Origin of the sequence: Caulobacter sp. RHG1 (assembly GCF_013181195.1) — a bacterium.
GTDB lineage: Bacteria > Pseudomonadota > Alphaproteobacteria > Caulobacterales > Caulobacteraceae > Caulobacter.
On sequence record NZ_SMZP01000003.1, the window covers coordinates 508,064 to 530,232 of the forward strand.

Here is a 22,169-nt window from a genome sequence, read left to right on the forward strand (position 1 = left end):
CGTTTGGAGCCGGTTTTACTCAGGACTATCCATGTTCGACGGCCTTACAGAGCGACTTTCAGGCGTCTTTGACCGCCTCGGCGGCCGCGGCGTGCTGTCCGAGAAGGACATCGACGAGGCGCTGCGCGAAGTCCGCGTCGCCCTGCTCGAGGCTGACGTCGCCCTGCCGGTCGTCAAGGACTTCATCAGCAAGGCCAAGGAGTTGGCCGGCGGTGAAGCCGTCATCCGTTCGGTCAAGCCGGCCGACCAGGTGGTCAAGATCGTCTATGACGGCCTGGTCGACATGCTGGGCGGCGAAGTCCCCACCGGCCTGAATCTGGCGCTGAACCCGCCGTCGGTAATCCTGATGGCCGGCCTGCAGGGCTCGGGCAAGACGACGACCACCGGCAAGCTGGCCCTGCGTCTGTCCAAGACCGAGCGCAAGAAGGTGCTGGTCGCCTCGCTGGACACCCGTCGTCCGGCCGCCATGGAGCAGCTGGCGACCCTGGCCAAGCAGGTCGAGGTCGAGAGCCTGCCGATCGTCGCCGGCCAGAGCGCCCCCGACATCGCCAAGCGCGCCCTGACCGCCGCCAAGCTGGGCGGCTACGACGTCCTGATCCTCGACACCGCCGGCCGCACGACGCTGGACGAGGCGATGATGAGCGAGGCGGCGGAAATCGCCCGCATCGCTACGCCCTCCGAGACCATCCTGGTCGCCGACAGCCTGACCGGTCAGGACGCCGTGCGCACCGCCAAGGCGTTCCACGAGCGCCTGCCGCTGACGGGCCTGATCCTGACCCGCGCCGATGGCGACGGCCGCGGCGGCGCGGCGCTGTCGATGCGCCACGTCACCGGCCTGCCGATCAAGTTCCTCGGCGCCGGCGAGAAAATCGACCAGCTGGACGTCTTCGACGCCCGTCGCGTCGCCGGCCGCATCCTGGGTCAGGGCGACGTTGTCGCGCTGGTTGAGAAGGCCGCGGCCGACCTGGACCATGCCGAAGCCGAGCGCATGGCCAAGAAGCTGGCCAAGGGCAAGTTCGACCTGGACGACCTCGCCGCCCAACTGCGCCAGATGCAGAAGATGGGCGGCATGGAAGGCATCATGGGCCTCCTGCCGGGCGTCCAGAAGGTCAAGAAGCAGATCGCCGAGAGCGGCGTCGACGACAGCATCTTCCGCCGCCAGCAGGCGATCATCAGCTCGATGACCAAGGAAGAGCGCAAGAAGCCCGACCTCCTGGCCGCCTCGCGCAAGCGTCGCATCGCGGCCGGTTCGGGCGTCGACGTCGCCGAGATCAACCGCCTGCTGAAACAGCACCGCCAGATGGCCGACATGTTCAAGGCCATGAGCAAGGACGGCGGCAAGGGCATGGCCCGCATGGCCCAGATGATGGGCGGCGGCGACATGGCCCGTCTGAAAACCATGGGCGGCGGCAAGCTTCCTCCGTCCGAAAGCAATGCAGCGGGAGGCCCTGGCGGCATCCCGGGGCTGCCCGGTCTGCCGGGCCTCGGGAGTGGCGGCGACGCCAAGCCCAACCCTCTCTCCGGCCTGGGCCTGCCCGGCTTCAACCCGTTCAAGAAATAGAACTTTAGACCCTAAGGACTACCTCAAATGCTGAAGATCCGTCTCGCCCGTGGCGGCGCCAAGAAGCGTCCGTACTACTCGATCGTCATCGCTGACAGCCACTCGCCGCGCGATGGCCGTTTCATCGAGAAGGTCGGCACCTACAACCCGCTCCTCAAGAAGGATGACCCGGCTCGCGTGACCCTGAAGGTCGAGTCGATCCAGGAGTGGCTCAAGAAGGGCGCCCAGCCGAGCGACCGCGTCGCCCGCTTCCTGGCCGCTCAAGGCCTGGTCGCCTGGACCCACGGCAACAACCCGCAAAAGGGCGCTCCGGGCAAGAAGGCTCAAGAGCGTTCGGCCGAGCGCGCTCAGCGCGAAGAAGACCGTAAGCAAGCCGAGATCGACGCCAAGGCCGCCGCCGAAGCCGAGAAGGCCGCTGCTGCTGAAGCCGCCGCCGCGGCTGCCGCTGCCGCCGCTGCTGCTCCGGCTGTTGAAGAAGCCCCGGCCGAAGCCGCTGCTGAAGAGGCCCCCGCTGCTGAAGTGGCCGCTGAAGCTCCGGCTGAAGAAGCCTCGGAAGGCTAATCAGGGTTCCAGCGCCGTCGATCCTTTCCGGGTCGGCGGCGCGACTCTGTCCAGACCATGGCTCACACTCCCGATGACCCGATGATCCTGGTCGGCCGCGTGGCCGGCGGCTTCGGCGTGCGCGGCGAGGTGCGGATTTCGACCTATACCGAAGACCCGATGAGCATCGCGGCCTTCAAGACGCTGAAGCGCCAGGACGGCTCGGTCGCTCTGACCATTGCTTCGGCGCGCAAGACCAAGGACGGCGTCGTCTGCCGCTGCCCGGGCGTCGAGACCAAGGAAGCCGCCGACGCCCTGCGCGGACTGCGCCTGTATGTCCCTCGCTCGGCCCTGCCCGAGCCCGAGGAAGACGAGTTCTATCTGACGGACCTGGTCGGCCTGACCGTCCGTCACATCACGACCGACGTCCTGCTGGGCCGCGTGAAAAGCGTCCAGAATTTCGGCGCCGGCGACATTCTCGAGATCACCCCTGACCTGGGCGGCCCGACCTGGTTCCTGCCGTTCACGCGGGCGGCTGTGCCCGAGGTCAAGATCGGCGAAGGTCTGATCCTGGCCGATCCGCCCGCGTTGGTCGGCGAGCACGAAGGCCCCGCTGAAGACGAAGAGCTGGGCGACCGGGACTAGTTGTCTCCGAAGGAGTGCGTTGTGACCTCGCCGAAATCGACCTCGATCGGAAAGTGGCGGGTCACCGCCTCGCGCATCGTTCACCAAGACCCCTGGATCCGCCTGCGCGCCGACGACTGCGTCACCGACGAGGGCGCCGTGGTCGCGCCTTACTATGTCCTGGAGTATCGCGACTGGGTCGAGGTCGTGGCGCTGGACGCCCAGAACAACGTCCTGCTGATCAAGCAGTACCGTCACGGCCTGGGCGACATTTCCGTCGAACTGCCGGCCGGCGGCATGGACGAGGGTGAAGCCGACCCAGTGGCGGCCGCCACCCGCGAGCTGTTGGAGGAGGCGGGCTGCGCCGGGACCCTGTCCCTGATCGGCGAGACCCGCCCCAACGCCGGCACTCACACCAACCGCGTCCACATCGTCCTGGCTCGTGACGTCGTCCGCGTGGCTGAACCGAAGGATGATCCGGGCGAGCGCATCGAGAGCTTCTGGGTCACCGCCGCCGAGGCCCTGCGCATGGCGTTGGCTGGCGAACTGACCGTCGGCATGCAGGCCGCCTCGCTGCTGCGCGGCCTGGCCGAGGCTGGTGTCGTGAAGTTTTCCGTGGATGACAAACAGGTCATGACGCAGGCTTAACTGGCCCGTCCGCGCGCGTGGTGGGAGAAAACGCCCGCTGTGCAAACGGGGATTGTCCATGCGCCTTCTTGCCCTCGCGGCCGCCGCCGCGCTCACCGTCGCTTCGCCTGTCCTGGCGGCCGAGGAACTGACCGCCAAGCAGGCCGGGCAGGTGGTGGATACGCTGGTCTCCAACCTCAATGGCTATTTCGACGCGGCCAAGGCCAAGCAGGTCCAGGCGGCGCTAAAGGCGGAGCGAAAACGCCTCGTGGCCATCCATGATCGCGAGCAGCTGGCCCAGGCGCTCAGCGCCATTACCCTTAAGACCTCGGGCGACCAGCACCTGAAGGTGTCGGTGACCACCGCCAGCGCCAACCAGGCCGGGCTCAGCGCCACCGAACAGGCTCTGCTCGACCAGCGCCTGGCCTACGGCCTGATGGCGGTGCGCCGTCTGCCAGGCAATATCGGCTATCTGAAGCTGCGCTACTTCGAGCAGACGGCGGCTGGCGCCGAAGTGATCGAAGACGCGATGGCCCTGCTGCAGCACACCGACGCCCTGATCATCGACCTGCGCGAAAACACCGGCGGCGGCGGCGCCTCGGACGAGCGCCTGCTGGGTCATCTGTCGCGCAAGCCGCTGGCCATGGCCGAGCTGCACTGGCGCGAGGCCGACGGGCGCGAAACGATCGAGCGCCGCCAGCCCAACACACCGGCGCGCGGGCCGCTCTATGCCGACAAACCGGTCTATGTGTTGGTCGCCAACCGAACCTTCTCGGCGGCCGAGGAGTTCGCCTACGACATCCAGGCCAACAAGCGCGGCCTTCTGGTGGGGACGCGCACCCGCGGCGGCGGCAATCCGGCCAATCGTGATGCGCCCGCGCTGGGGTTCGGCCTGTCGGTGTTCGTGCCCAACGGTCAGGCGATCCATCCGCTGACCGGCAAGGGTTGGGAGGGCGTCGGCGTCCAGCCGGACGTTGAGACCCCGCCTGAAAGCGCGCTGACCGAGGCCTATCGCCGGGCCCTGGCTGCGGCCAAGCCGCTGGTTTCGACCCCGCGCTCGGACAAGGAACGCGCCGACGCCATCGCCGACCCGGCGGCGGCGCTGACGGCCGACCAGAAGCTCTAGACTACTTCCGCACCCGCATCAGGCACTCCTGGGCCACCGAGGCCAGGAGCTTGCCGTCGCGGCTGAACATCTGGCCGCGCACCAGGCCGCGACCCTGCGAGGCGCTGGGGCTGTCCTGAGCGAACAGGGTCCAGTCGTTGAAGTCGAACGGATGGTGGAACCACATGGCGTGGTCCAGGCTGGCGCCCTGGAGGCCCGGGGTCGTCCAGATCAGGCCGTGCGGACGCAGGGCGCTCTCCATGAACGCCATGTCCGACGCATAGGCCAGGGCGGCCTGCTGCATGCGGACATTGTCGCCCAGCGGGGCCTTGGCCCGCATCCAGACTTCCTTGGTCCCCGACTTCTTCACCGGGGCGACCGGATTCTGCATGTCGACCCAGCGCACGTCCACGGGGCGTGGCTTTTCCAGGTGGGCCAGCATCTTGGGGTGGATCTGGTCGCCCAGGCTGCGCAGGAACTCCGCCTCCGTCGGCAGGGTCTCGGGACCGGGCGCGGTCGGCATCTCCGACTGGTGCTCGAAACCCTCTTCCGGCGTCTGGAACGAGCAGGCCAAGTTGAAGATCTGCTCGCCGTTCTGGATCGCGGCTACGCGACGTGTCGTGAAGGTGCCGCCGTCTCGGGCGCGCTCGACTTCGTAGAGCACCGGAACGTTCACATCGCCCGGGCGGATGAAGTAGGCGTGCAGCGAGTGGCAGACCCGGTCCGGCACGGTCTTGTAGGCCGCCAGCAGGGCCTGGGCGATCACCAGGCCGCCGAAGATGCGCGGGAAACCGTCATTGGGGCTGACGCCCCGAAACAGGTTCACCTCGATGGCTTCGAGGTCGAGGATGTCGGCGAGGTTCTCGGTGGTCTGCATGGAGCAGTGCGATAAGCGCGCTTGTGCGGCGCCGCAAGACATGACCTTGCGTCAGTCGGTCGCGCTCCCCATCGTGGGTCGATGTCGCGCAGCCCTCCGATCATCCACCATCCTGCCTTCCGCGCCGAAATGCCGGCCGGTCATCGCTTCCCGATGGACAAGTTCTCGCGCCTGGCCACCGTGCTGGAAGCCGAGGGCGTGGTGGGGCCGGAGGGCTTTGCGCGGCCCGAGTTCATCGACGTCGAGACCCTGCTTCTGGCCCACACGGAAGACTATGTGCGGGGTGTGATCGAGCTTTCCCTGCCGGCTGAGGTGGTTCGGCGGATCGGCATGCCCAACACCGACAGCGTCGCCACCCGGGCCCGGGCGGCGACCGGCGGCACGCTCCTGGCTGCGCGCCTCGCTCTGGAGCACGGCATCGCCTGCAACACCGCCGGCGGCAGCCATCACGCCTCGGCCGAGAGCGGCGCGGGGTTCTGCGTGTTCAACGACGTGGCGGTGGCGGCCAGGCGGCTGCTGGCCGAGGGCGCGATCGGCAAGGCCCTGGTCGTCGATCTGGATGTTCACCAGGGCGATGGCACGGCGCGGATCTTCGAGGGCGATCCCAGCGTCTTCACCGTCTCGATGCATGCCGAGAAGAACTTCCCGCATCGCAAGGCGGTCAGCGATCTGGACATCGAACTGGCCGACGGGACGGGCGACGACGCCTATTTGGAAAAGCTCGAAGAGATCCTGCCGGCGCTGCTCAGCAGCGTCCGGCCGGACATCGTCTTCTTCAATGCAGGAGTGGATCCCCACGCGGACGACAAGCTGGGCCGGCTGTCGCTGACCGACGAGGGTCTGGGGCGACGCGAGGCCAATGTCCTGGGCGCTTGTCTAGAGAGCGGGATCCCGGTGGTCGGGGTCATCGGCGGGGGCTACGACGCGGATATCGACCGCCTGGCTGCCCGCCACGCCATCCTGCATCGGACGGCCAAATCTCTGTATTCCTGAAGCCTTTTGGCTTCTTTCCCTAATCAGTCTTGGGCGACCCGGAGGTCGCCATCTCCGCCGAGGCGGCTCACAAGAAGCGCCTGACGGAGGCTACGCGGCGATCACTTAGAAGCTCGAAGCGAGCGAACCGGCGATGATGACGAGCGGCAGAACCGCGAGAACGAGCGAGGCGAAGCCGGCGACGGCGTTGGTCTTGATGGTCATGGTCTTGATCCCTGTTTTCATTGGCGGGCGCCACGTCGGCGTCCGATGAGCAAGGATGTAGGCGCTGACTCGGGTTAATGCACGTTACTCATGCTTCATGACGGCGATTTAAGGGAATATGTCGCACATGATCGCGCATTAACTGGGATTAATGTTTCTCTGAAAATTCGTTTCTCGGGAAACTTTATCCTTTGAGACGATCGTCCGAACACGTCGTAAACTCAGTCCTCGCTGGGCGCGACGAGGAAGAGGCCTCGCATCGTAGCGATCGGGGCCGAGCGGGTTTCCTGCCAGGCCTCGACATGGACGTTGGCGATGCGGCGCCCCAATTTTTTAATCGTGGCGCGCGCGTAGGTGGTCAGTGGGCGGCCTGAACGCAGATATTCGATCGAGACATCGATGGTGCGGGGCTGGCGCTTCATCGGCGCGGCGACCGAAAGCTGGGCCAGGGCGGTCATCTCCATGAAGGCTCCCAGCACGCCGCCATGGATGGCGGGCAGCATCGGATTGCCGACGATATGGTGGGCGAACGGCAGGACGGCGGTCATCTCGTCGCCAGCAAGTTCGGCCCGCACCCCCAGAAAGCGGGCATAGGGAATGGCGTCCAGCATCGAGACCAGGCGGGTGTCGGCGTCGCTCATCAGTCCACGCTTCCGGTCTTGGCGCGCGGTTCGCGCGAGGGCTTCAGGTTGGCGCCCGGCTTCTTGCCGGCGCTCGAGTCGAGCATGAAGGTCGCCTGGGCGGTGGCCACGGGGTCCTCCGGATCGCGGTCGTAGGCCACGGCGCGGACGAAGGCGACCGAGCGGGTCAGCTTGTAGCAGTGGGCCCGGGCCATGACGTCCAGGCCGGGCTCGGCCGGGCGCATGTAGTCGATGCGTAGATCCAGGGTGGCGATCGAGGTGAAGTTTTCCATGGCCGCGTGCACGGCCTGGCCGCTGGCGTGGTCCAGCAGGGTGGTGACCACGCCGCCAGCGATGACCCCCGTCTCGGGATCGCCGACGATCTCGGGCCGGTAGGGGACCTTCAGGATCGCCACCGCGTCGCCGATCTCCAGGGTGGAAAAGCCCAGGGCCTTGGCCTGCGGGCTGCCCTCGTTCATCGCCGTGGCGATCAGCTTGGTCTGTTCGTTGTCGCTCATGCGGATAGGCTTAGCGTCTTCCGCGTTGTGATATCCAGCCGTGATCAGACCCGAAGACCTTCTCTGTCCCCGACCGGGCGGCCTCTACTGCCCGCCGGGAGACTTCTACATCGACCCCGTCCGTCCCGTGGACCGGGCGGTGATCACCCATGGCCACGCCGACCACGCCCGCGCCGGCCATGGCGCGGTGGCCGCCACGCCCGAGACCTTGGCGATCATGGCGACGCGCTATGGCGAGGATTTCACCGAGCGACGCCAGGCCGTGCCCTATGGCGAAACGATCAGCCACAACGGCGTCGAGGTGACCCTGGTCCCGGCCGGCCACGTACTCGGCTCGGCCCAGGCGGTGGTGCGCTGGAAGGGCCTGACCATGGTGGTGTCCGGCGACTACAAGCGCCGCCGCGATCCGACCTGCGCCCGGTTCGAGCCCGTGCCGTGCGATGTTTTCATCACTGAGGCGACCTTCGGCCTGCCGGTCTTCCGCCATCCCGACGACGCCGGAGAGATCAGGAGCCTGCTGGCCTCGGTCGAGCAGTTCCCCGACCGCTGCCATCTCGTCGGGGCCTATGCTCTGGGCAAGGCCCAGCGCGTGATCCGGCTGCTGCGTGAGGCGGGCTGGGACAAGACCATCTTCGTGCATGGGGCGCTGGAGCGGCTGAACGCCCTCTACGAAGCCCATGGCGTCGAGTTGGGACCGCTGGCGCCGGCGACGTCTTCCGGCCCGAAGGACGCCTTCGCCGGCCAGATTGTCATCGCGCCGCCCAGCGCCGTGGCCGATCGCTGGTCGCGGCGCTTCCCCGATCCGGTCGACTGCTTCGCCTCGGGCTGGATGCGGGTGAGAGCGCGGGCAAGGCAGCGGGGCGTCGAGCTGCCGCTGATCCTGTCCGACCATGCCGACTGGGACGAGCTGACGGCCACGCTCTGGGAGCTGCGCCCCGGCGAAGTGTGGATCACCCACGGCCGCGAGGAGGCCCTGGAGCGCTGGTGCGAGCTGGAAGGCCTGCCGGCCAAGGCGCTGCGTCTGGTCGGCTACGACGAGGAGGAGGGGGAGTAGGTGCTGGCCCCCTCCGCGCTGACGCGCTCCTCCCCGGAGGGGGAAGACAGAACGGCGCCTTCCGCCCGCCTTTGGGGGCGGACGATCGCGAAGCGATCAGGTGGGGGGAGCCTCTCCGACATACCGCGCCCGTGGCCGGATCAGGCGGCCTGTCTGCAGTTGCTCGATGGCGTGCGCGGTCCAGCCGGCGCTGCGGGCCGTGGCGAACAGGATGAACGGCGCGTCCGGCGGCAGTTTCAGGGTTCGGGCGAGGGTCACCAGGGCGAAGTCGATATTGGGTGACAGACCCGTGGCGTCCTCCGTCGCTGTCCGCAGACTGGCCAGCAGGGGCGGGGCCTCGAACGCCGGCAGCAGCGCCGCCGCGCGCGGGTCGCCGTCGGGATAGAGCGGATGGTCGAAGCCAGGCATGGACACGCCCCGCACCAGGCGGGCCGATACCGCGTGGCCGGGATCGCGGCGCTCGGCCTCCTCGACGAAGGCCTCGACCCGAGCGGCCATGCCACCGTGCAGCGGACCCGACAGCGCCGACAGGCCCGCCAGGCAGGCCGCCGACAACGACGCCCCGGTCGAGGCCGCCACTCGCGCAGCGAAGGTCGAGGCGTTCAGCTCGTGGTCGGCCAGCAGAACCAAGGTGCGGCGGACGAGGTCGGCGCCGGCCGCGTCCAGGCCCCAAGCGGCGGCGAAGCGGGCGTGGGCCGGACCTTCGCCGGTTTGGCCGGTGGCGGCGTCGACCACCGCTTCCAGGAGGTCGGCCGCTTCCATCGCCAGGGCCAGGGGCGCGCGGCCTCGAGCCGGCGGTTCGCGACCGGCGCGGGCGGCCAGGGTCAGGAAGAGCCGCGCTCGGGCGTCATGGGCGAGGGGCGGAGCGGGGCGTTGAACCGATCTCAGCGCCGCGCCGTGGCCGCCGCGCAGCAGTCTCGCGGTCTCCTCAAAACCTAGCCTTTCGGCAAGGCTTACAGCGTCCTGGCCGCGATACCACAGGCGGCCGCCAGCGATGGTGGTAATGGCCGAAGGCAGAACCGGCTCGCCCCAGGCGATGGCCTGGGCGGCGACGTCGGCGGCGCGACGACCCCGCGCCTTCTTCTGGGCCAGGGCCGCGACATCCGAGGCGCGATAGAGGCTGCGGCGCGGGTCGTGGGGATGGGCGCTGGCCTCGATCCGGCCCCGGCTGACATAGGCGTAGAGCGTTTGCGGCCGGATCCCCAGCCGCTCCAATACCTGATCCGCGTCGAGCCAATCCGTCATATAGATTGATTATATTGATCAAGATTGACGATCAAGCGGTGCGAGCGCTCCTTCGAAACCCGAAAGGAGACCGCACATGTCCGATGGTCTTGAGGGCGTCATCGCCGCCCACACCGTTCTCTCCGATGTCGATGGCGCCAAGGGCCGCCTGGTGATCCGCGGCTATGCCGTGGAGGATCTTTCGGGCCGCACCCGCTACGAGGAGGCCGCCCATCTGCTGTTCGACGGCTTCTTCGAGGACATGCCCAGCGATCTGGCGCCGGCCCTGGGTGAGGCCAGGGTCCGGGCCTTCGCCGAGGTTGCCGCCCTGGACGAGGGCCTGGCCCGCCGCGATCCGGTCGAGGCCATGCGCGCCCTGCTGGCCCGCTTGCCCGACGGTGATGACCTGCCGACCGCACTGCTGCTGCTGGCGGCCCCGGCGGTCTTCACGCCGGCCGTGCTGCGCGTCGCTCAGGGCGAGACCCCGGTTGCGCCGGACCAGGCCCTGTCGCATGCCGCCGACATCTTGCGTATGACCCGTGGAACTCCCGCGACCGACGCCGAGGCCGCGGCGCTGGACGCCTATCTGGTCACGGTCTGCGATCACGGTCTCAACGCCTCGACCTTCGCCGCCCGGGTGGTGGCTTCGACCCGCGCCGGCCTGACTTCGTCCGTGCTGGCGGGGCTGTCAGCCTTGAAGGGGCCGCTGCACGGTGGCGCGCCGGGGCCGGTGATCGACATGCTGGATGAGATCGGCACGCCGGAGAACGCCCGCCCCTGGCTGGAGAAGGCCCTGGCGCGCGGTGACCGGCTGATGGGCTTCGGCCATCGCATCTACCGGGTCCGAGACCCGCGCGCCGACGCTCTGAAGGCAGCCGTGCGCAAGCTGGCGGCGGCTTCCGAACGCTTGCCCGGCAGGCTGACCTTTGCCGAAGCCGTCGAGCGGGCGGCGCTGGACATCCTGCGCGAGCACAAGCCGGATCGGCCCCTGGACACCAATGTCGAGTTCTACACGGCGTTACTGCTTGAGGCTCTCGGCCTGCCGCCGTCCAGCTTCACCTGCGTCTTCGCCATGGGCCGCGTCGCCGGCTGGCTGGCCCATGCCCGCGAGCAGTTGGCCGGAGGACGGTTGATCCGCCCGCAGTCGGTCTATGTGGGGCCGGGGGTGCGCGAGGCGGCTTAGCCTTCGGCTCAGGTTGCGGTAGAGAGAGGCCATGTCTCTCTCTACCGCCAACGCCAAGGCCACCCGGAACGTCGCCCTGCTGTCGGTGGCGACGGCGACGATCCTGATCGGAGTCAAGGCGGTCGCCTGGAAGGCCAGCGGTTCGGTGGCGATCCTGGCCTCGCTGTCGGACTCGTGCCTCGACTTGGTCGCCTCGCTGGTGACCCTGTTCGCGGTCCGCTACGCCCAGGCTCCGCCGGACGCCGAGCACCGCTTCGGCCACGGCAAGGCCGAGGCGTTCTCCAGCCTGATGCAGGGCGGTCTGGTCTTCGCCTCCGGCGCCCTGATCGGCCGCGAGGCCTTTCACGCCTTCCTCAATCCGCGTCCGGTCGAGCATGGCGTGATCGGCATCGTGGTGATGCTGATCTCGATCGCCCTGACCTTGGCCCTGATCACCGCCCAGAGCCGGGTGCTGAAGGCCACGGGCTCGATCGCCATCTCCGGCGACCGCGCGCACTACGCTGCCGACCTGGGTTCAAACGCCGTCGCCCTTGTCGGGGTCGCGGCGGCGTCTTGGCTGGGCCTGTCCTGGGTCGACGCGGCGGCGGGCCTGATCGTGGCGCTGTGGCTGATCTGGGGCGCGATCGGCGTGTTCCGAGAGGCCTCGGGCCAGCTGATGGACCACGAACTGCCCGAGGAAGATCGCGCGCGGATCCTGGAACTGGCTACCGCCGACCCGCGCATCCTGGGCGTCCATCAGCTGAGGACCCGAGCGTCGGGACCTTACGTCCACATGCAGATGCATGCCGATCTGGCCGCCGACATCTCGCTGGCAGAGGCCCACACGATCATGGTCGAGGCCGAGAGCCGGCTGCTGGCGGCCTTCCCGGCGGCCGATATCCTGATCCATCCCGACCCGCGCGGCCGGGCCGAGCCGCACGGCGGACTTTTCTCCGCGCCCGTGTGAGGCTACGGACTTGCGCATGCAAGACGCCCTCGCCCACCTCCCTCGCGCTTTTGCCGACAAGACCGTGCTGGTCCTTGGCGACGTGATGCTGGACCGCTTCATCTATGGGACGGTCGACCGCATCTCGCCCGAGGCGCCGGTGCCGGTGATCGCGGTCGAGAAGGAAACCGCCATGCTCGGCGGGGCCGGCAATGTCGCTCGCAATGTCGCGGCCCTCGGCGCCAAGGCAGTGCTGATCGGCCTGGTGGGCCAGGACGACGCCGGCGCGGCCCTGCGCGGCATGATCGACGCCGAACCGGGCCTGGAAGCCGAGCTGGTCGTCGATCCGGCGCGCCGCACGACCGAGAAGGTCCGCTACATTTCCGGCTCGCACCAGATGCTGCGCGTCGACCGTGAGGACCGCAGCGCCGGCGACGCCGCGACGCTGCTGGCCGCCTTCACGGCGCGCCTGCCAGCCGCCGACGTCGTGGTGCTGTCCGACTACGCCAAGGGTGTGCTGACCGCCCAGGTCGTGCGCGGCGCGATCGACGCTGCTCGCGCCGCTGGCAAGCCGGTGATCGTCGACCCCAAGAGCCGCGACTTCGCACGCTATGACGGCGCGACCCTGATCAAGCCCAACCGCAAGGAGGCCGCCGAGGCCACGGGCATTTCCGACAATTCCGACGCGGCTTCGGAAGACGCCGGCGCGGCGATCCTGGCCATGGCCCCGGGGCTGGACGCGGCGCTGATCACCCGTGGCGGCGCAGGCATGACCTTGTCGGTGCGCGGCCAGCCGCACGTTCACCTGCCGGCCACGGCGATCGAGGTGTTCGACGTTTCGGGCGCTGGCGACACCGTGGCCGCGACCCTGGCGCTCTCCGTGGCGGCCGGCGCCAGCCTCGCTGACGCCGCGCATCTGGCCAACCTGGCCGGCGGCCTGGTCGTAGCCAAGCTGGGCACCGACGTCGTCACCGCCGCCGAGCTCATGGCCCGGGCCGGTTCTGACGAAGACCCGGGTGAGATCAAGATCGCCAACCGTGACCAGGCCCGGCAGATCGTCGAGGGTTGGCGGGCGCGCGGTCTGAAGGTCGGCTTCACCAACGGCTGCTTCGACCTGCTCCACCCCGGTCACGTTTCGCTGCTGAGCCAGGCCAAGGCTGCCTGCGACCGGCTGATCGTCGGCCTCAACACTGACGCCTCGGTTTCCAAGCTGAAGGGGCCGACCCGGCCAGTGCAGAAGGAGCAGGGGCGCGCCACGGTGCTCGCCTCGCTGTCGTCGGTGGACCTGGTGGTGCTGTTCGACGAGGACACGCCTCTGGACCTGATCAAGGCCTTTCACCCCGACGTTCTGGTCAAGGGCGCCGACTATACGGTCGAGACCGTGGTCGGCTCGGACATCGTGCTGGGCTATGGCGGCAAGGTCGTGCTGGCGCAGCTGAAGCAGGGCCAGAGCACGACGAACCTGATCGCGCGCATGAACAGCTAGCTTGAGCGCAAATAGAGTCAAAACGTCGCGCAAAAGCCTGGATTTCCAGGATAAACGCCGTTCGGCAATCTCTTGTTAAGCAAAGCGGCGCATCGCTCTTTTGATGCAGCCTGAGTGTCCCTGGGCATGAGCGTCGAACGCACCCTTCACCACTTCCCCCTCGACCCTGCCTCGCGGCAGGTGCGTCTTGTGCTGGGCGAGAAGCGGCTGCCGTTCACAGAAGTGCAGGTCCGTTACTGGGAGGCGCCGCCCGATTTTGCGGCCCTGAACCCGTCGGGCCTGACGCCGGTGCTGGTCGAGACCAAGAACCAGCGCAGCGCGGTGATCTGCGAAACCCGCGCCATTCTCGAACATCTGGAAGAGACCGAGAGCGAGCCGGCCCTGCTGGGGCGCGACGCCGGCGAGCGCGCCGAGGCCCGCCGTCTGCTGCAGTGGTTCGACCGCAAGTTCGACAACGAGGTCAACGGCTTCCTGCTGCACGAGAAGATGGAAAAGCGCCTACTGCGCATGGGGGCGCCGGACCTGGCCGCCCTGCGTCAGGGGCGCGAGGCGCTGAAGGCGCACCTGGGCTACATCGACGGCTTGCTGCAGACCCGCGACTGGCTGGCCGGCCGCCGCATGAGCCTGGCCGACTTCGCCGCCGCCGCGCACCTGTCGGTCATCGACTATTTCGGCGACGTGCCGTGGAAGGACTTCACCACGGCCAAGACCTGGTACATGAAGCTCAAGTCGAGGCCGGCCTTCCGGCCCATCCTGGCCGATCGCTGGCCCGGCCTCGCGCCGGCCGCGCACTATGACGACCTCGACTTCTGAGCTTTCCCCCGACCGCATCAAGGACGAGATCCGCGCCGAGGCTCTGAACCTCGGGTTCTCGACCTGCGGCTTCGCCGACGCTGCGGCCGCCTGGCCCAATGGCGAGTGGCTGAAGGCCTTCGTCGAGGCCGAGCGTCACGGCGCCATGGGCTGGATGGAGGAGACGCTGGACCGGCGTTCGCACCCGACGGCCATGTGGACCGAGGCGAAATCGGCGGTGGTGCTGGGCGTCAACTACGGCCCCGACATCGACCCGCTGGAGCAGCTGAAGTCGGCCAGCGACGCGGCCATCTCGGTCTACGCCCAGGGCGACGACTATCACGACGTCATCAAGAAGCGGCTGAAGGTGCTGGCCGGCTGGATGCACCGCCGGTTCGGCAATGACGTGAAGGTGTTCGTCGACACCGCGCCCTTGATGGAAAAGCCCTTGGCCCAGCGGGCCGGCCTGGGCTGGCAGGGCAAGCACACCAACCTGGTCTCGCGCCAGTTCGGCTCGTGGCTGTTCCTGGGCAGTGTGCTGACCACCTTGGACCTGCCGCCGGACGAAGCCGAGGTCGACCACTGCGGCCGCTGCAGCGCGTGCCTCGATATCTGCCCGACCCAGGCCTTCCCCGCCCCGCGCCAGTTGGACGCGCGCCGGTGCATCTCGTACCTGACCATCGAGCTGGCGGGGCCGATCCCGGCGGAGTTCCGGCCCGCCTTGGCCAACCGGATCTATGGCTGCGACGATTGCCTGGCGGTGTGCCCGTGGAACAAGTTCGCGTCGCTCTCCAGCGAGGCCAAGCTGCAGGCCCGCGAGGCGCTGAAACAGCCGTCCCTGGCCGAGCTGGCAGTGCTGGACGACGCCGAGTTCCGGGCGCTGTTCTCGAAGAACCCGATCAAGCGGATCGGCCGCGATCGCTTCGTGAGGAACGTGCTCTACGCGATCGGCAATAGCGGGGATGCGGCGCTGATGGCGGTGGTCGAGCCGCTGTTGCGGGATCCCGCGCCGGTGGTCCGTGGCGCGGCGGTCTGGGCGGCGCGGCGACTGGCCGGGGAGGGGGCGCTTGCCCTCAAAGGCCGCGAAGACGATCCAGAGGTCTTGGCGGAGTGGGTGTAGCTTGCCCCCTCCGGGCCTGACGGCCCTCCTCCCCCGGAGGGGGAAGAAGGGCGCTGCTTCCTTCCACCCGCCTTTGGGGGCGGACGATCGCGAAGCGATCAGGTGGGGGGAGTTTAAGCCTTCAGCGCCGCTTCGACCGCAGCACGCGCCGCAGCGCCCAGGTCCGAACGCTTCAGGGCCAGGGCCACGTTCGCCCGCAGCAGGCCGATCTTGTCGCCGCAGTCGTGGGTGACGCCTTCGTAGACATAGGCGTGGAACTGCTGCTGGGTCATCAGCTTGGCCATCGAGTCGGTCAGCTGGATCTCGTTGCCGGCGCCCTTCTCCTGGCTGGCCAGCAGGTCGAAGATCTCGGGCTGCAGGATGTAGCGGCCAGCGATCGAGAGGTTGGACGGGGCCGTGCCCTTGGCCGGCTTCTCGACCATGCCGCTCATCGTGGCCAGGCGGCCGTCGATCTTGCTGGGGGCGACGATGCCGTACTTGTGGGTGTCTTCCATCGGCACTTCCTCGACGCCGATGACATTGCCGCCGCCGACCTTGTCATAGACCTCGATCAGCTGGCCCAAAGCCGAAGGGTCAGCATCCACGATGACGTCGGGCAGCATGACCGCGAACGGCTCGTCGCCGATGATGTCGCGCGCGCACCACACGGCATGGCCTAGGCCCAGCGGGGCCATCTGGCGCACGAAGCTCATCTCGCCCGGCTTGGGCAGTTCAGCGCGCAGCTGCTCGAGGATGTCGGTCTTGCCCTTGGCTTCCAGCTGGGCTTCCAGCTCGACCTGATGGTCGAAATAGTCCTCGATCGCGCCCTTGCCGCGGCCGGTGACGAAGACGAAGTGCTCGATGCCGGCCTTGCGGCCTTCCTCGACGATGTAGGACAGGATCGGCCGGTCGACGACGTTCAACAGTTCCTTCGGCGTGGTCTTGGTGCCAGGCAGCACGCGGGTGCCCAGGCCGGCGACGGGAAGGACGGCTTTACGAACGGGTTTCATCAGCGGCTCGTCTTATGTCTCTGTACGGGAGGCCGTTTCTAGGCGGCGTCGGGGACGAGCGCCACCACCGTTCCGTGAAAATGCGCGCCGCGCCCACCTTCGCTCGTCCACAGATGGAATCCCGCGCGGTCCGTGCTAGCTCAGCAGCCAGTTTACGCCCGAGGTCTCCATGAAGCGCCGCGCTCTCCTTCTCACCCTCGCCGCCGCCGGCCTGGCCCTGGCTGCCTGCGGTCCCAACAAGAAGGCCCAGGAGAACCTGGCCGCCGCCGACGCCTTCATGGCCGAAAACGCCAAGCAGCCGGGCGTCGTCACCCTGCCCCAGGGCTTGCAGTACAAGGTCGTTCACGAAGGGCCCCAAGGGGGAATGCATCCGACCCCGGCGGACGAAGTGAAGGTCCACTACGAGGGCAAGCTTCTGGACGGCACGGTGTTCGACTCGAGCTACGAGCGCGGCGTGCCGGCCGTGTTTCCGCTGGACGGCCTGGTTCCGGCCTGGGTCATCGCCCTGCAGCGCATGAAGGCCGGCGACGAGTGGACGCTCTACGTGCCGCCGGCCCTGGGTTACGGCGCCCAGGACAAGGGCCCGATCCCCGGCAACAGCGTGATGATCTTCCGGATCGAGCTCCTGGGCGTGAACCGGATCGCCCGGGGCGCGCGCAAGGAGTAGGGGCGAGAACTAGACTGCGCGGGGCGGGTAGCCGCTTTCGCGCAGGGCGTTCATGACGTCCTGGGTGTGCTGGGCGTCGCGGGTTTCGATGGTGATGTCGAACTCCGCGCCCTTGGCCGGCACGTCCAGGGCCAGGCGGTTGTGGTTCACCTCGATGATGTTGGCGCCCATGGTCCCGATGACGGAGGCCACGGTCGACAGCAGGCCCGGGCGGTCGTCGCCGATGATCCGCAGGGACACCAGGCGCTGGGCGCGGACCAGTTCGCGGGTCAGGACCGAGGCCAGCAGGCGGGTGTCGATATTGCCGCCGCACAGGATCAGGCCGCACTTCTTGCCGCGGAAGCGCTCGGGATAGGCCAGCAGCGCCGCCAGCGAGGCCGCGCCGGCGCCCTCGGCGATGGTCTTCTCGACATTGCAGTAGAGGGAGACGGCCTGTTCCAGGTGCGGCTCTTCCAGCAGCAGCACGTCGTCGATCAGTGGGCGCACGACGCCATAGGTCAGGTCGCCGACCTGTTTGACCGCCACGCCCTCGGCAATGGTCTGGCCGCCGCAGTGGGCGGCGACGCCGCGCATGCGGGCGGTGAAGGACGGGTACATGGCCGGCTCGCAGCCGACGATCCGGATGTCGGGCTTGAGGGCCTTGGCCGCCGTGGCCACGCCGCTGATCAGGCCGCCGCCGCCGATCGGCACAGGCAGGATTTCCAGGTCCGGAGCGTCTTCCAACATTTCCAGAGCGATCGTGCCCTGGCCGGCCATGATGTCGTAATCGTCGAACGGGTGGACGAAGGTCAGGCCCTGTTCGTCACGCAGCTTGCGGGCGTGGGCGTTGGCGTCGTCATAGGTCTCGCCCTCGATGACCACGGTCGCGCCGAAGTCGCGGGTGTGCTGCACCTTCACGAAGGGCGTGGTCTTGGGCATGACGATGGTCACCGGCACGCCCAGACGGGCGCCGTGATAGGCAAGGCCCTGCGCGTGGTTGCCGGCGCTGGCGGCGATGACGCCCTTGGCCTTCTCAGCCTCCGACAGCAGGATCAGCTTGTTCAGCGCGCCACGCTCCTTGTAGGCGGCGGTGAACTGCAGGTTTTCGAACTTCACCCAGACCTCGGCCCCGGTAATCTTCGACAGCGTCTTGGAATAGCGGCACGGCGTGCGCTCGACTTGGCCCTTCAGGCGGCCGGCGGCGGCTTGGATGGCGGCGAGGTCGAGGGTCATAGGCGCTCCGGACACGAGACTTGGGGGCGTCTAACACGGCCAAGCCATCCGGGCACACCCCTTTAGGGCGCGGTCTCCAGCAGGTTTTCTATGGCGGCCCAGGCTTGCGGCTCGGTCAGCATCGGTGCGTGGCCGGTGTTCGCGACCTCGGCATAGGCCATGTGAGGGGCGGCGATCCGCATGCGCTCAGCGATGGCGGGGTCGATCAGGTCGGAGATTCCGCCGCGCACCAGCAGGATGGGGCGGTCCTTCGTGAGCGCCCGGAACAGCGGATACATGTCGGGCGGGGCCAGCGCCTGGCCGCCCGCATCCTGCGCGGCTTGTTGCGCTTCAGCGGCGGCCTTGATCGGCGCGGCGATGTCAGGGTCGTAGGCCAGGACGAACGCGCCGTCGGTCTCGTCGAACAGGCGGCGGGCGAAAGCGTCCCAATCCTGCGGACCGTAGTCGGGGAAGGCGGCTTCGTTGATCTTGCGAGCGTAGGCCACGGCCTCGTCCCAGGTCTCGAAGCGGCTGGCCATACCGGTATAACCGGCGATGCGGGCCAGGCCGACCGGCGACAGCTCGGGGCCGACATCGTTCAGCACGGCGGCGGCGATCGCGTCGGGACGGATCGAGGTCAGCACCATGGTGATCAGCCCGCCCATGCTGGTGCCGACGAACACCGCCCGCTCGATCCCGGCCGCTTGCAGCAGCGAGACGACGTCGGCGGCGTAGGTCCCGGGGTGGTAGTTCATCGGGTTCGGATCGCGCGCCGAAAGCCCCCGGCCGCGCACGTCGACCGCCAGCACCCGGCGGCCCGTGGCGGCGATCCGCGGGGCCAGGTCCTCGAAGTCGCGGGCGTTGCGGGTCAGGCCGTGGATGCAGATCACCGGCAGCTTCTGGGCCTCGCCGGCGAGAGCATAGTCCCGCGCGTGCAGCGGCAGGCCTTCGTGCGAGGTCCAGAAGAAGTCGGTGAAGCTCATGCTCAGGCCTCGTAGACGAAGGGCGAGTCGATGTCGGCCAGCAGAGGCGCGGCGTTGTCGCGGTCGTTGGCGGTGATCTCGGCGGCCGGGATCGGCCAGTCGATGCCGACCGCCGGATCGCTCCAGCGCACCGCGCCCTCGGCCTGGGGCGCGTAGTAGTCGGTGACCTTGTAGAGCACCTCGCAGGCGTCGGTCAGGGTCACGTAGCCGTGGGCGAAGCCCTTGGGCACCAGCAGTTGCTGGCGGTTCTCGGCCGACAGCTCGGCCCCGACCCACTGGCCATAGGTCGGCGAGCCTTTGCGGATATCCACCGCTACGTCGAAGATCGAGCCGACCACGCAGCGCAGCAGCTTGTCCTGGGCGTGGGGCGGCTTCTGGTAGTGCAGGCCGCGCTGGATGCCGCGCGTCGTCGAGCGCACGTGGTTGTCCTGGACGAAGGCGGCCCTAAATCCAGCCTCCTCCAGCGCCGCCTGGCGGAAGGTCTCGGAAAACCAGCCGCGCTCATCGCCATGGCGCGCGGGCGTGATAAGCAGCACTTCGGGGATCGCCAGCGGCGTGATCTTCATGACGCGTACTTTGCCTTGAGAAACGAACCCACCACCGATGCCGCCTGAAGCGACCGAAAACAAGACTGCGCCGGCGGTGAGCGTGATCATCGTCTCCTACCAGAGCGGTCCGACCCTGGCGCCGTGCCTGGAGCGGCTGGCGGCCCAGACCTTCCGCGATTTCGAGACCATCCTGATCGACAACGCCTCGACCGACGGCGCGCCTCAGGCGGCGGCCAAGGCCCATCCGTGGGTCGATTTCGTCGAGGCCGGAGCGAATCTGGGCTTTGCGGCCGGCAACAATTTCGCCGCCCGCCGGGCCAAGGGCCGGTGGCTGGTCCTGCTCAATCCTGACGCCTATGCAGAGCCTGACTGGCTGGAAGAGCTGATGGCGGGCGTTGCGCGCCATCCTGAGGTTAAGAGCTTTGCATCCCTGCAGCTGTCGGCCGACCAGCCCGGGCTGCTGGACGGGGCCGGCGACAACGTCACCAGCGCGGGCATACCGTTCCGCGGGGGGTATGGCCGCAGGATCCCGGCCCAGCTGCCCGAAGGCGAGGTGTTCTCGGCCTGCGGCGCGGCCATGCTGATCGACCGCGCGCTGTTCCTAGAGGCCGGCGGCTTCGATGAGCGCTACTTCTGCTACTGCGAGGACGTCGACCTGGGGTATCGCCTGCGGCTCTACGGCCAGCCGACCCTGCTGCTGCCCAAGGCCAAGGTCGCCCATGTCGGCTCGGCCAGCACCGGCGTACGGTCGGACTTCGCGATCTTCCACGGCTCAAGAAATCGGATCTGGACCTTCCTGAAGAACACGCCGGGCTGGCTCTTCCCGGTCACTCTGCCGCTGCATGTGGCGGTGACGGCGGGCCTGCTGCTGCTGCACTGGCGTCGGGGCGATGTCGGCTCAGCGCTACGCGGCATAAAGGCGGCGCTGAAGCGCGAGAACCTGGATCAGGTCATGATCGACCGCCGCGCCATCCAGGCCAAGCGCAAGGCGTCACCCGGCGCGATCCTGCGGGTGATGTCGATCGATCCGGCCGCCTTCGTTGGCCGACGGTTCGTGATCAGGACGTGGAGAGGTCCTCGATCAACCGGCGCATGAACGCCGCGCCGCGCTGCATCTGGCTGAGCTCGACATATTCGTCGGGCTGGTGGGCCTGGTCGATCGAGCCGGGGCCGCAGATCACGGTCGAGAAGCCCGCGCCCTGGAACTGGCCGGCCTCGGCGGCGTAGGGCGCGACGCGGGGCGGGCCGTTGTCGCCGGCCAGCTTGCGGGCGAAAGCCTCGGCGACGCCGTCCTCCTCGGGCGCGAAGGCCGGAGTCAGCGAGCGGCGCTCGACCTTGACCCCGCCTTCCGGGGCCTTGGCCTTGATCGCCGCGTCCATGGCTTGGGCGGCGGCGAAGAAGTCGGCCAGCAGGGCCATGGGATCCTGGCCGGCCAGGGTGCGCAGGTCGAACAGGAACTTACACTCGCGGGCAAGGATGTTGCCGGCGGTGCCGCCATGGACCATGCCGACAGTCAGGGTCGCGCCCTTGGGCATGAACGGCGAGTTCGGATCGGCCTCGCGCTCCAGGGTCTCGGACAGCGCGACCAGCTTGGCCATCAGCTTGATCGCCACGGTGTTGGCCGAGACGCCCAGGTGGGTGAGGCTGGAATGGGCTTCGCGGCCGGTGACGGTGACCGTGAAGGTGGCGATGCCCTTGTGGCCGCGCACGGCGACCATGTCGGTGGGCTCGCCGACCACCACGAGGGCCGGGCGGGGGACCTCCTTGGCGATGACCGCGATCATGTCCGGCGCGCCCAAGCAGCCGATCTCCTCGTCATACGAAAAGGCCAGATGGACGGGCTTCTTCAGCGTCGCGGCGGCGAGGTCCGGCGCAGCGGCAAGCGCCAAAGCCAGGAACCCCTTCATGTCGCAGGTCCCTCGGCCATACAGCCGCCCGTCGCGCTCGGTCAGCACCCACGGATCGCTGGACCACGGCTGGCCGTCGACCGGGACGACGTCGGTATGGCCCGACAGCACGATCCCGCCCTCGACCGCCGGACCGATGGTGGCCATCAGGTTGCTCTTGGTCCCGTCGGCGTTGGGGACGCGACGTGAAGGGATATCGAGATGAGCCAGATAGGCCTCGACCCACTGGATCAGCTCGAGGTTCGAGCGGCGCGAGGTGGTGTCGAACGCCACCAGCTTGGCCAGGATGTCGACGGCGCGTTCTGACAGGACTTCGGAGGAGGAAACCATGGTCCGAGCCTAGACCGGTTCCCGCTTCCGCGCCCACCCTGCTTTAGGAAAACTCCCGCCAGGCGGTCAAAAACGGCTGCCGGCTGGGCGTTCCGGCGCTT

Annotated in this window: 24 protein-coding genes; 14 read left to right on the forward strand and 10 right to left on the reverse strand. The window is 68.3% G+C overall.

What is annotated here, in order from left to right; genetic code table 11:
- Positions 1–31 precede the first annotated feature (31 nt).
- Genes ffh through E1H18_RS10185 form a run of 5 tightly spaced genes read left to right on the forward strand, consistent with a single transcriptional unit; the run spans position 32 to position 4,478 of the window.
- A complete protein-coding gene (gene ffh, locus E1H18_RS10165; protein ID WP_172267100.1) occupies positions 32–1,561 on the forward strand; it encodes a signal recognition particle protein in 1,530 nt (509 codons plus the stop codon).
- 27 nt (positions 1,562–1,588) lie between these two features.
- Complete coding sequence (gene rpsP, locus E1H18_RS10170; protein ID WP_172267103.1) at positions 1,589–2,122, forward strand: 30S ribosomal protein S16; 534 nt, start codon at positions 1,589–1,591, stop codon at positions 2,120–2,122.
- Between the two features lie 57 nt (positions 2,123–2,179).
- Entirely contained in the window at positions 2,180–2,746 is a 567-nt protein-coding gene (rimM, locus tag E1H18_RS10175; protein WP_172267106.1) for a ribosome maturation factor RimM, read from the forward strand.
- Between the two features lie 21 nt (positions 2,747–2,767).
- Entirely contained in the window at positions 2,768–3,373 is a 606-nt protein-coding gene (locus E1H18_RS10180) for an NUDIX hydrolase (RefSeq protein ID WP_370526475.1), read from the forward strand.
- A gap of 58 nt (positions 3,374–3,431) precedes the next feature.
- Positions 3,432–4,478 (forward strand): S41 family peptidase, encoded by a 1,047-nt coding sequence (locus tag E1H18_RS10185; protein WP_172267109.1) that lies wholly within the window; start codon positions 3,432–3,434, stop codon positions 4,476–4,478.
- Position 4,479: 1 nt separating this feature from the next.
- Here the strand turns inward: E1H18_RS10185 and E1H18_RS10190 are convergent, their stop codons facing one another.
- Entirely contained in the window at positions 4,480–5,334 is an 855-nt protein-coding gene (locus E1H18_RS10190; protein WP_172267112.1) for an acyl-CoA thioesterase II, read from the reverse strand.
- Between the two features lie 81 nt (positions 5,335–5,415).
- Between E1H18_RS10190 and E1H18_RS10195 the strand changes: the two genes are divergently transcribed.
- Positions 5,416–6,327, forward strand: coding sequence for a histone deacetylase (locus E1H18_RS10195; RefSeq protein ID WP_172267115.1), 912 nt, complete (start codon positions 5,416–5,418; stop codon positions 6,325–6,327).
- A 105-nt stretch (positions 6,328–6,432) separates the two neighbouring features.
- On the opposite strand, the gene E1H18_RS10200 is transcribed toward E1H18_RS10195, so the two are convergent.
- The 3 genes from E1H18_RS10200 to E1H18_RS10210 all read right to left on the reverse strand — a co-directional run bounded on the left by E1H18_RS10200 (position 6,433) and on the right by E1H18_RS10210 (position 7,669).
- On the reverse strand, positions 6,433–6,531 hold the full coding sequence (locus tag E1H18_RS10200) for a hypothetical protein (RefSeq protein WP_172267118.1): 99 nt from the start codon (positions 6,529–6,531) through the stop codon (positions 6,433–6,435).
- Between the two features lie 221 nt (positions 6,532–6,752).
- Positions 6,753–7,172, reverse strand: coding sequence for a PaaI family thioesterase (locus E1H18_RS10205; RefSeq protein WP_172267130.1), 420 nt, complete (start codon positions 7,170–7,172; stop codon positions 6,753–6,755).
- A complete protein-coding gene (locus E1H18_RS10210; protein ID WP_172267132.1) occupies positions 7,172–7,669 on the reverse strand; it encodes a PaaI family thioesterase in 498 nt (165 codons plus the stop codon). Before E1H18_RS10210 ends, E1H18_RS10205 begins: the two co-directional genes overlap by 1 nt.
- 40 nt (positions 7,670–7,709) lie before the next feature.
- On the opposite strand from E1H18_RS10210, the gene E1H18_RS10215 reads away from it, so the two are divergent.
- Positions 7,710–8,723 carry a ligase-associated DNA damage response exonuclease gene (locus E1H18_RS10215; RefSeq protein WP_172267134.1) on the forward strand — a complete coding sequence of 338 codons (1,014 nt, stop codon included), beginning with the start codon at positions 7,710–7,712 and terminating at the stop codon, positions 8,721–8,723.
- Between the two features lie 96 nt (positions 8,724–8,819).
- Here E1H18_RS10215 and E1H18_RS10220 read toward each other — a convergent pair whose 3' ends face one another.
- A complete protein-coding gene (locus tag E1H18_RS10220) occupies positions 8,820–9,968 on the reverse strand; it encodes a citrate synthase family protein (protein ID WP_172267136.1) in 1,149 nt (382 codons plus the stop codon).
- 76 nt (positions 9,969–10,044) lie between these two features.
- Between E1H18_RS10220 and E1H18_RS10225 the strand changes: the two genes are divergently transcribed.
- The 5 genes from E1H18_RS10225 (at position 10,045) to queG (ending at position 15,453) form a co-directional block, all read left to right on the forward strand.
- Positions 10,045–11,130 (forward strand): citrate synthase/methylcitrate synthase, encoded by a 1,086-nt coding sequence (locus E1H18_RS10225; RefSeq protein WP_172267138.1) that lies wholly within the window; start codon positions 10,045–10,047, stop codon positions 11,128–11,130.
- A 31-nt stretch (positions 11,131–11,161) separates the two neighbouring features.
- A complete protein-coding gene (locus E1H18_RS10230) occupies positions 11,162–12,076 on the forward strand; it encodes a cation diffusion facilitator family transporter (RefSeq protein WP_172267140.1) in 915 nt (304 codons plus the stop codon).
- A 16-nt stretch (positions 12,077–12,092) separates the two neighbouring features.
- Positions 12,093–13,541 (forward strand): D-glycero-beta-D-manno-heptose-7-phosphate kinase, encoded by a 1,449-nt coding sequence (rfaE1, locus tag E1H18_RS10235; protein ID WP_172267142.1) that lies wholly within the window; start codon positions 12,093–12,095, stop codon positions 13,539–13,541.
- Between the two features lie 126 nt (positions 13,542–13,667).
- Complete coding sequence (locus E1H18_RS10240) at positions 13,668–14,354, forward strand: glutathione S-transferase family protein (protein ID WP_172267144.1); 687 nt, start codon at positions 13,668–13,670, stop codon at positions 14,352–14,354.
- The gene (gene queG, locus E1H18_RS10245) at positions 14,335–15,453 is read left to right on the forward strand and encodes a tRNA epoxyqueuosine(34) reductase QueG (RefSeq protein WP_172267146.1); all 1,119 of its coding nucleotides are present in this window, start codon (positions 14,335–14,337) and stop codon (positions 15,451–15,453) included. The genes E1H18_RS10240 and queG overlap by 20 nt, the downstream gene beginning before the upstream one ends.
- Before the next feature lie 113 nt (positions 15,454–15,566).
- Here queG and galU read toward each other — a convergent pair whose 3' ends face one another.
- Entirely contained in the window at positions 15,567–16,442 is an 876-nt protein-coding gene (galU, locus tag E1H18_RS10250; RefSeq protein ID WP_172267148.1) for a UTP--glucose-1-phosphate uridylyltransferase GalU, read from the reverse strand.
- Positions 16,443–16,611: 169 nt separating this feature from the next.
- Here galU and E1H18_RS10255 point away from each other — a divergent pair, with 169 nt between their 5' ends.
- The gene (locus E1H18_RS10255) at positions 16,612–17,109 is read left to right on the forward strand and encodes an FKBP-type peptidyl-prolyl cis-trans isomerase (protein ID WP_172267150.1); all 498 of its coding nucleotides are present in this window, start codon (positions 16,612–16,614) and stop codon (positions 17,107–17,109) included.
- Positions 17,110–17,118: 9 nt separating this feature from the next.
- Here the strand turns inward: E1H18_RS10255 and E1H18_RS10260 are convergent, their stop codons facing one another.
- The 3 genes from E1H18_RS10260 to rfbC all read right to left on the reverse strand — a co-directional run bounded on the left by E1H18_RS10260 (position 17,119) and on the right by rfbC (position 19,849).
- The gene (locus E1H18_RS10260; protein WP_172267152.1) at positions 17,119–18,321 is read right to left on the reverse strand and encodes a threonine ammonia-lyase; all 1,203 of its coding nucleotides are present in this window, start codon (positions 18,319–18,321) and stop codon (positions 17,119–17,121) included.
- Positions 18,322–18,383: 62 nt separating this feature from the next.
- Positions 18,384–19,283 (reverse strand): alpha/beta fold hydrolase, encoded by a 900-nt coding sequence (locus tag E1H18_RS10265; RefSeq protein ID WP_172267155.1) that lies wholly within the window; start codon positions 19,281–19,283, stop codon positions 18,384–18,386.
- A 2-nt stretch (positions 19,284–19,285) separates the two neighbouring features.
- On the reverse strand, positions 19,286–19,849 hold the full coding sequence (rfbC, locus tag E1H18_RS10270) for a dTDP-4-dehydrorhamnose 3,5-epimerase (RefSeq protein ID WP_172267158.1): 564 nt from the start codon (positions 19,847–19,849) through the stop codon (positions 19,286–19,288).
- 37 nt (positions 19,850–19,886) lie between these two features.
- Here rfbC and E1H18_RS10275 point away from each other — a divergent pair, with 37 nt between their 5' ends.
- Positions 19,887–20,927, forward strand: coding sequence for a glycosyltransferase family 2 protein (locus E1H18_RS10275; RefSeq protein ID WP_172267161.1), 1,041 nt, complete (start codon positions 19,887–19,889; stop codon positions 20,925–20,927).
- Here the strand turns inward: E1H18_RS10275 and argE are convergent.
- Positions 20,890–22,068 carry an acetylornithine deacetylase gene (gene argE, locus E1H18_RS10280; protein WP_172267164.1) on the reverse strand — a complete coding sequence of 393 codons (1,179 nt, stop codon included), beginning with the start codon at positions 22,066–22,068 and terminating at the stop codon, positions 20,890–20,892. The genes E1H18_RS10275 and argE overlap by 38 nt on opposite strands.
- Between the last annotated feature and the right edge of the window lie 101 nt (positions 22,069–22,169).

Excerpts from the sequence above, each read along its gene's own strand:
- E1H18_RS10185 (WP_172267109.1), top strand. The coding sequence starts at position 3,432 with ATGCGCCTTCTTGCCCTCGCGGCCGCCGCCGCGCTCACCGTCGCTTCG.
- rfaE1 (WP_172267142.1), top strand. The coding sequence starts at position 12,093 with ATGCAAGACGCCCTCGCCCACCTCCCTCGCGCTTTTGCCGACAAGACC.
- E1H18_RS10210 (WP_172267132.1), bottom strand. The coding sequence starts at position 7,669 with ATGAGCGACAACGAACAGACCAAGCTGATCGCCACGGCGATGAACGAG.
- queG (WP_172267146.1), top strand. The coding sequence starts at position 14,335 with ATGACGACCTCGACTTCTGAGCTTTCCCCCGACCGCATCAAGGACGAG.
- E1H18_RS10205 (WP_172267130.1), bottom strand. The coding sequence starts at position 7,172 with ATGAGCGACGCCGACACCCGCCTGGTCTCGATGCTGGACGCCATTCCC.
- E1H18_RS10230 (WP_172267140.1), top strand. The coding sequence starts at position 11,162 with ATGTCTCTCTCTACCGCCAACGCCAAGGCCACCCGGAACGTCGCCCTG.
- E1H18_RS10220 (WP_172267136.1), bottom strand. The coding sequence starts at position 9,968 with ATGACGGATTGGCTCGACGCGGATCAGGTATTGGAGCGGCTGGGGATC.
- rfbC (WP_172267158.1), bottom strand. The coding sequence starts at position 19,849 with ATGAAGATCACGCCGCTGGCGATCCCCGAAGTGCTGCTTATCACGCCC.
- E1H18_RS10200 (WP_172267118.1), bottom strand. The coding sequence starts at position 6,531 with ATGACCATCAAGACCAACGCCGTCGCCGGCTTCGCCTCGCTCGTTCTC.
- E1H18_RS10275 (WP_172267161.1), top strand. The coding sequence starts at position 19,887 with ATGCCGCCTGAAGCGACCGAAAACAAGACTGCGCCGGCGGTGAGCGTG.
- E1H18_RS10190 (WP_172267112.1), bottom strand. The coding sequence starts at position 5,334 with ATGCAGACCACCGAGAACCTCGCCGACATCCTCGACCTCGAAGCCATC.
- E1H18_RS10265 (WP_172267155.1), bottom strand. The coding sequence starts at position 19,283 with ATGAGCTTCACCGACTTCTTCTGGACCTCGCACGAAGGCCTGCCGCTG.
- E1H18_RS10260 (WP_172267152.1), bottom strand. The coding sequence starts at position 18,321 with ATGACCCTCGACCTCGCCGCCATCCAAGCCGCCGCCGGCCGCCTGAAG.
- rimM (WP_172267106.1), top strand. The coding sequence starts at position 2,180 with ATGGCTCACACTCCCGATGACCCGATGATCCTGGTCGGCCGCGTGGCC.
- rpsP (WP_172267103.1), top strand. The coding sequence starts at position 1,589 with ATGCTGAAGATCCGTCTCGCCCGTGGCGGCGCCAAGAAGCGTCCGTAC.
- E1H18_RS10225 (WP_172267138.1), top strand. The coding sequence starts at position 10,045 with ATGTCCGATGGTCTTGAGGGCGTCATCGCCGCCCACACCGTTCTCTCC.
- argE (WP_172267164.1), bottom strand. The coding sequence starts at position 22,068 with ATGGTTTCCTCCTCCGAAGTCCTGTCAGAACGCGCCGTCGACATCCTG.
- E1H18_RS10195 (WP_172267115.1), top strand. The coding sequence starts at position 5,416 with ATGTCGCGCAGCCCTCCGATCATCCACCATCCTGCCTTCCGCGCCGAA.
- ffh (WP_172267100.1), top strand. The coding sequence starts at position 32 with ATGTTCGACGGCCTTACAGAGCGACTTTCAGGCGTCTTTGACCGCCTC.
- E1H18_RS10240 (WP_172267144.1), top strand. The coding sequence starts at position 13,668 with ATGAGCGTCGAACGCACCCTTCACCACTTCCCCCTCGACCCTGCCTCG.
- galU (WP_172267148.1), bottom strand. The coding sequence starts at position 16,442 with ATGAAACCCGTTCGTAAAGCCGTCCTTCCCGTCGCCGGCCTGGGCACC.
- E1H18_RS10255 (WP_172267150.1), top strand. The coding sequence starts at position 16,612 with ATGAAGCGCCGCGCTCTCCTTCTCACCCTCGCCGCCGCCGGCCTGGCC.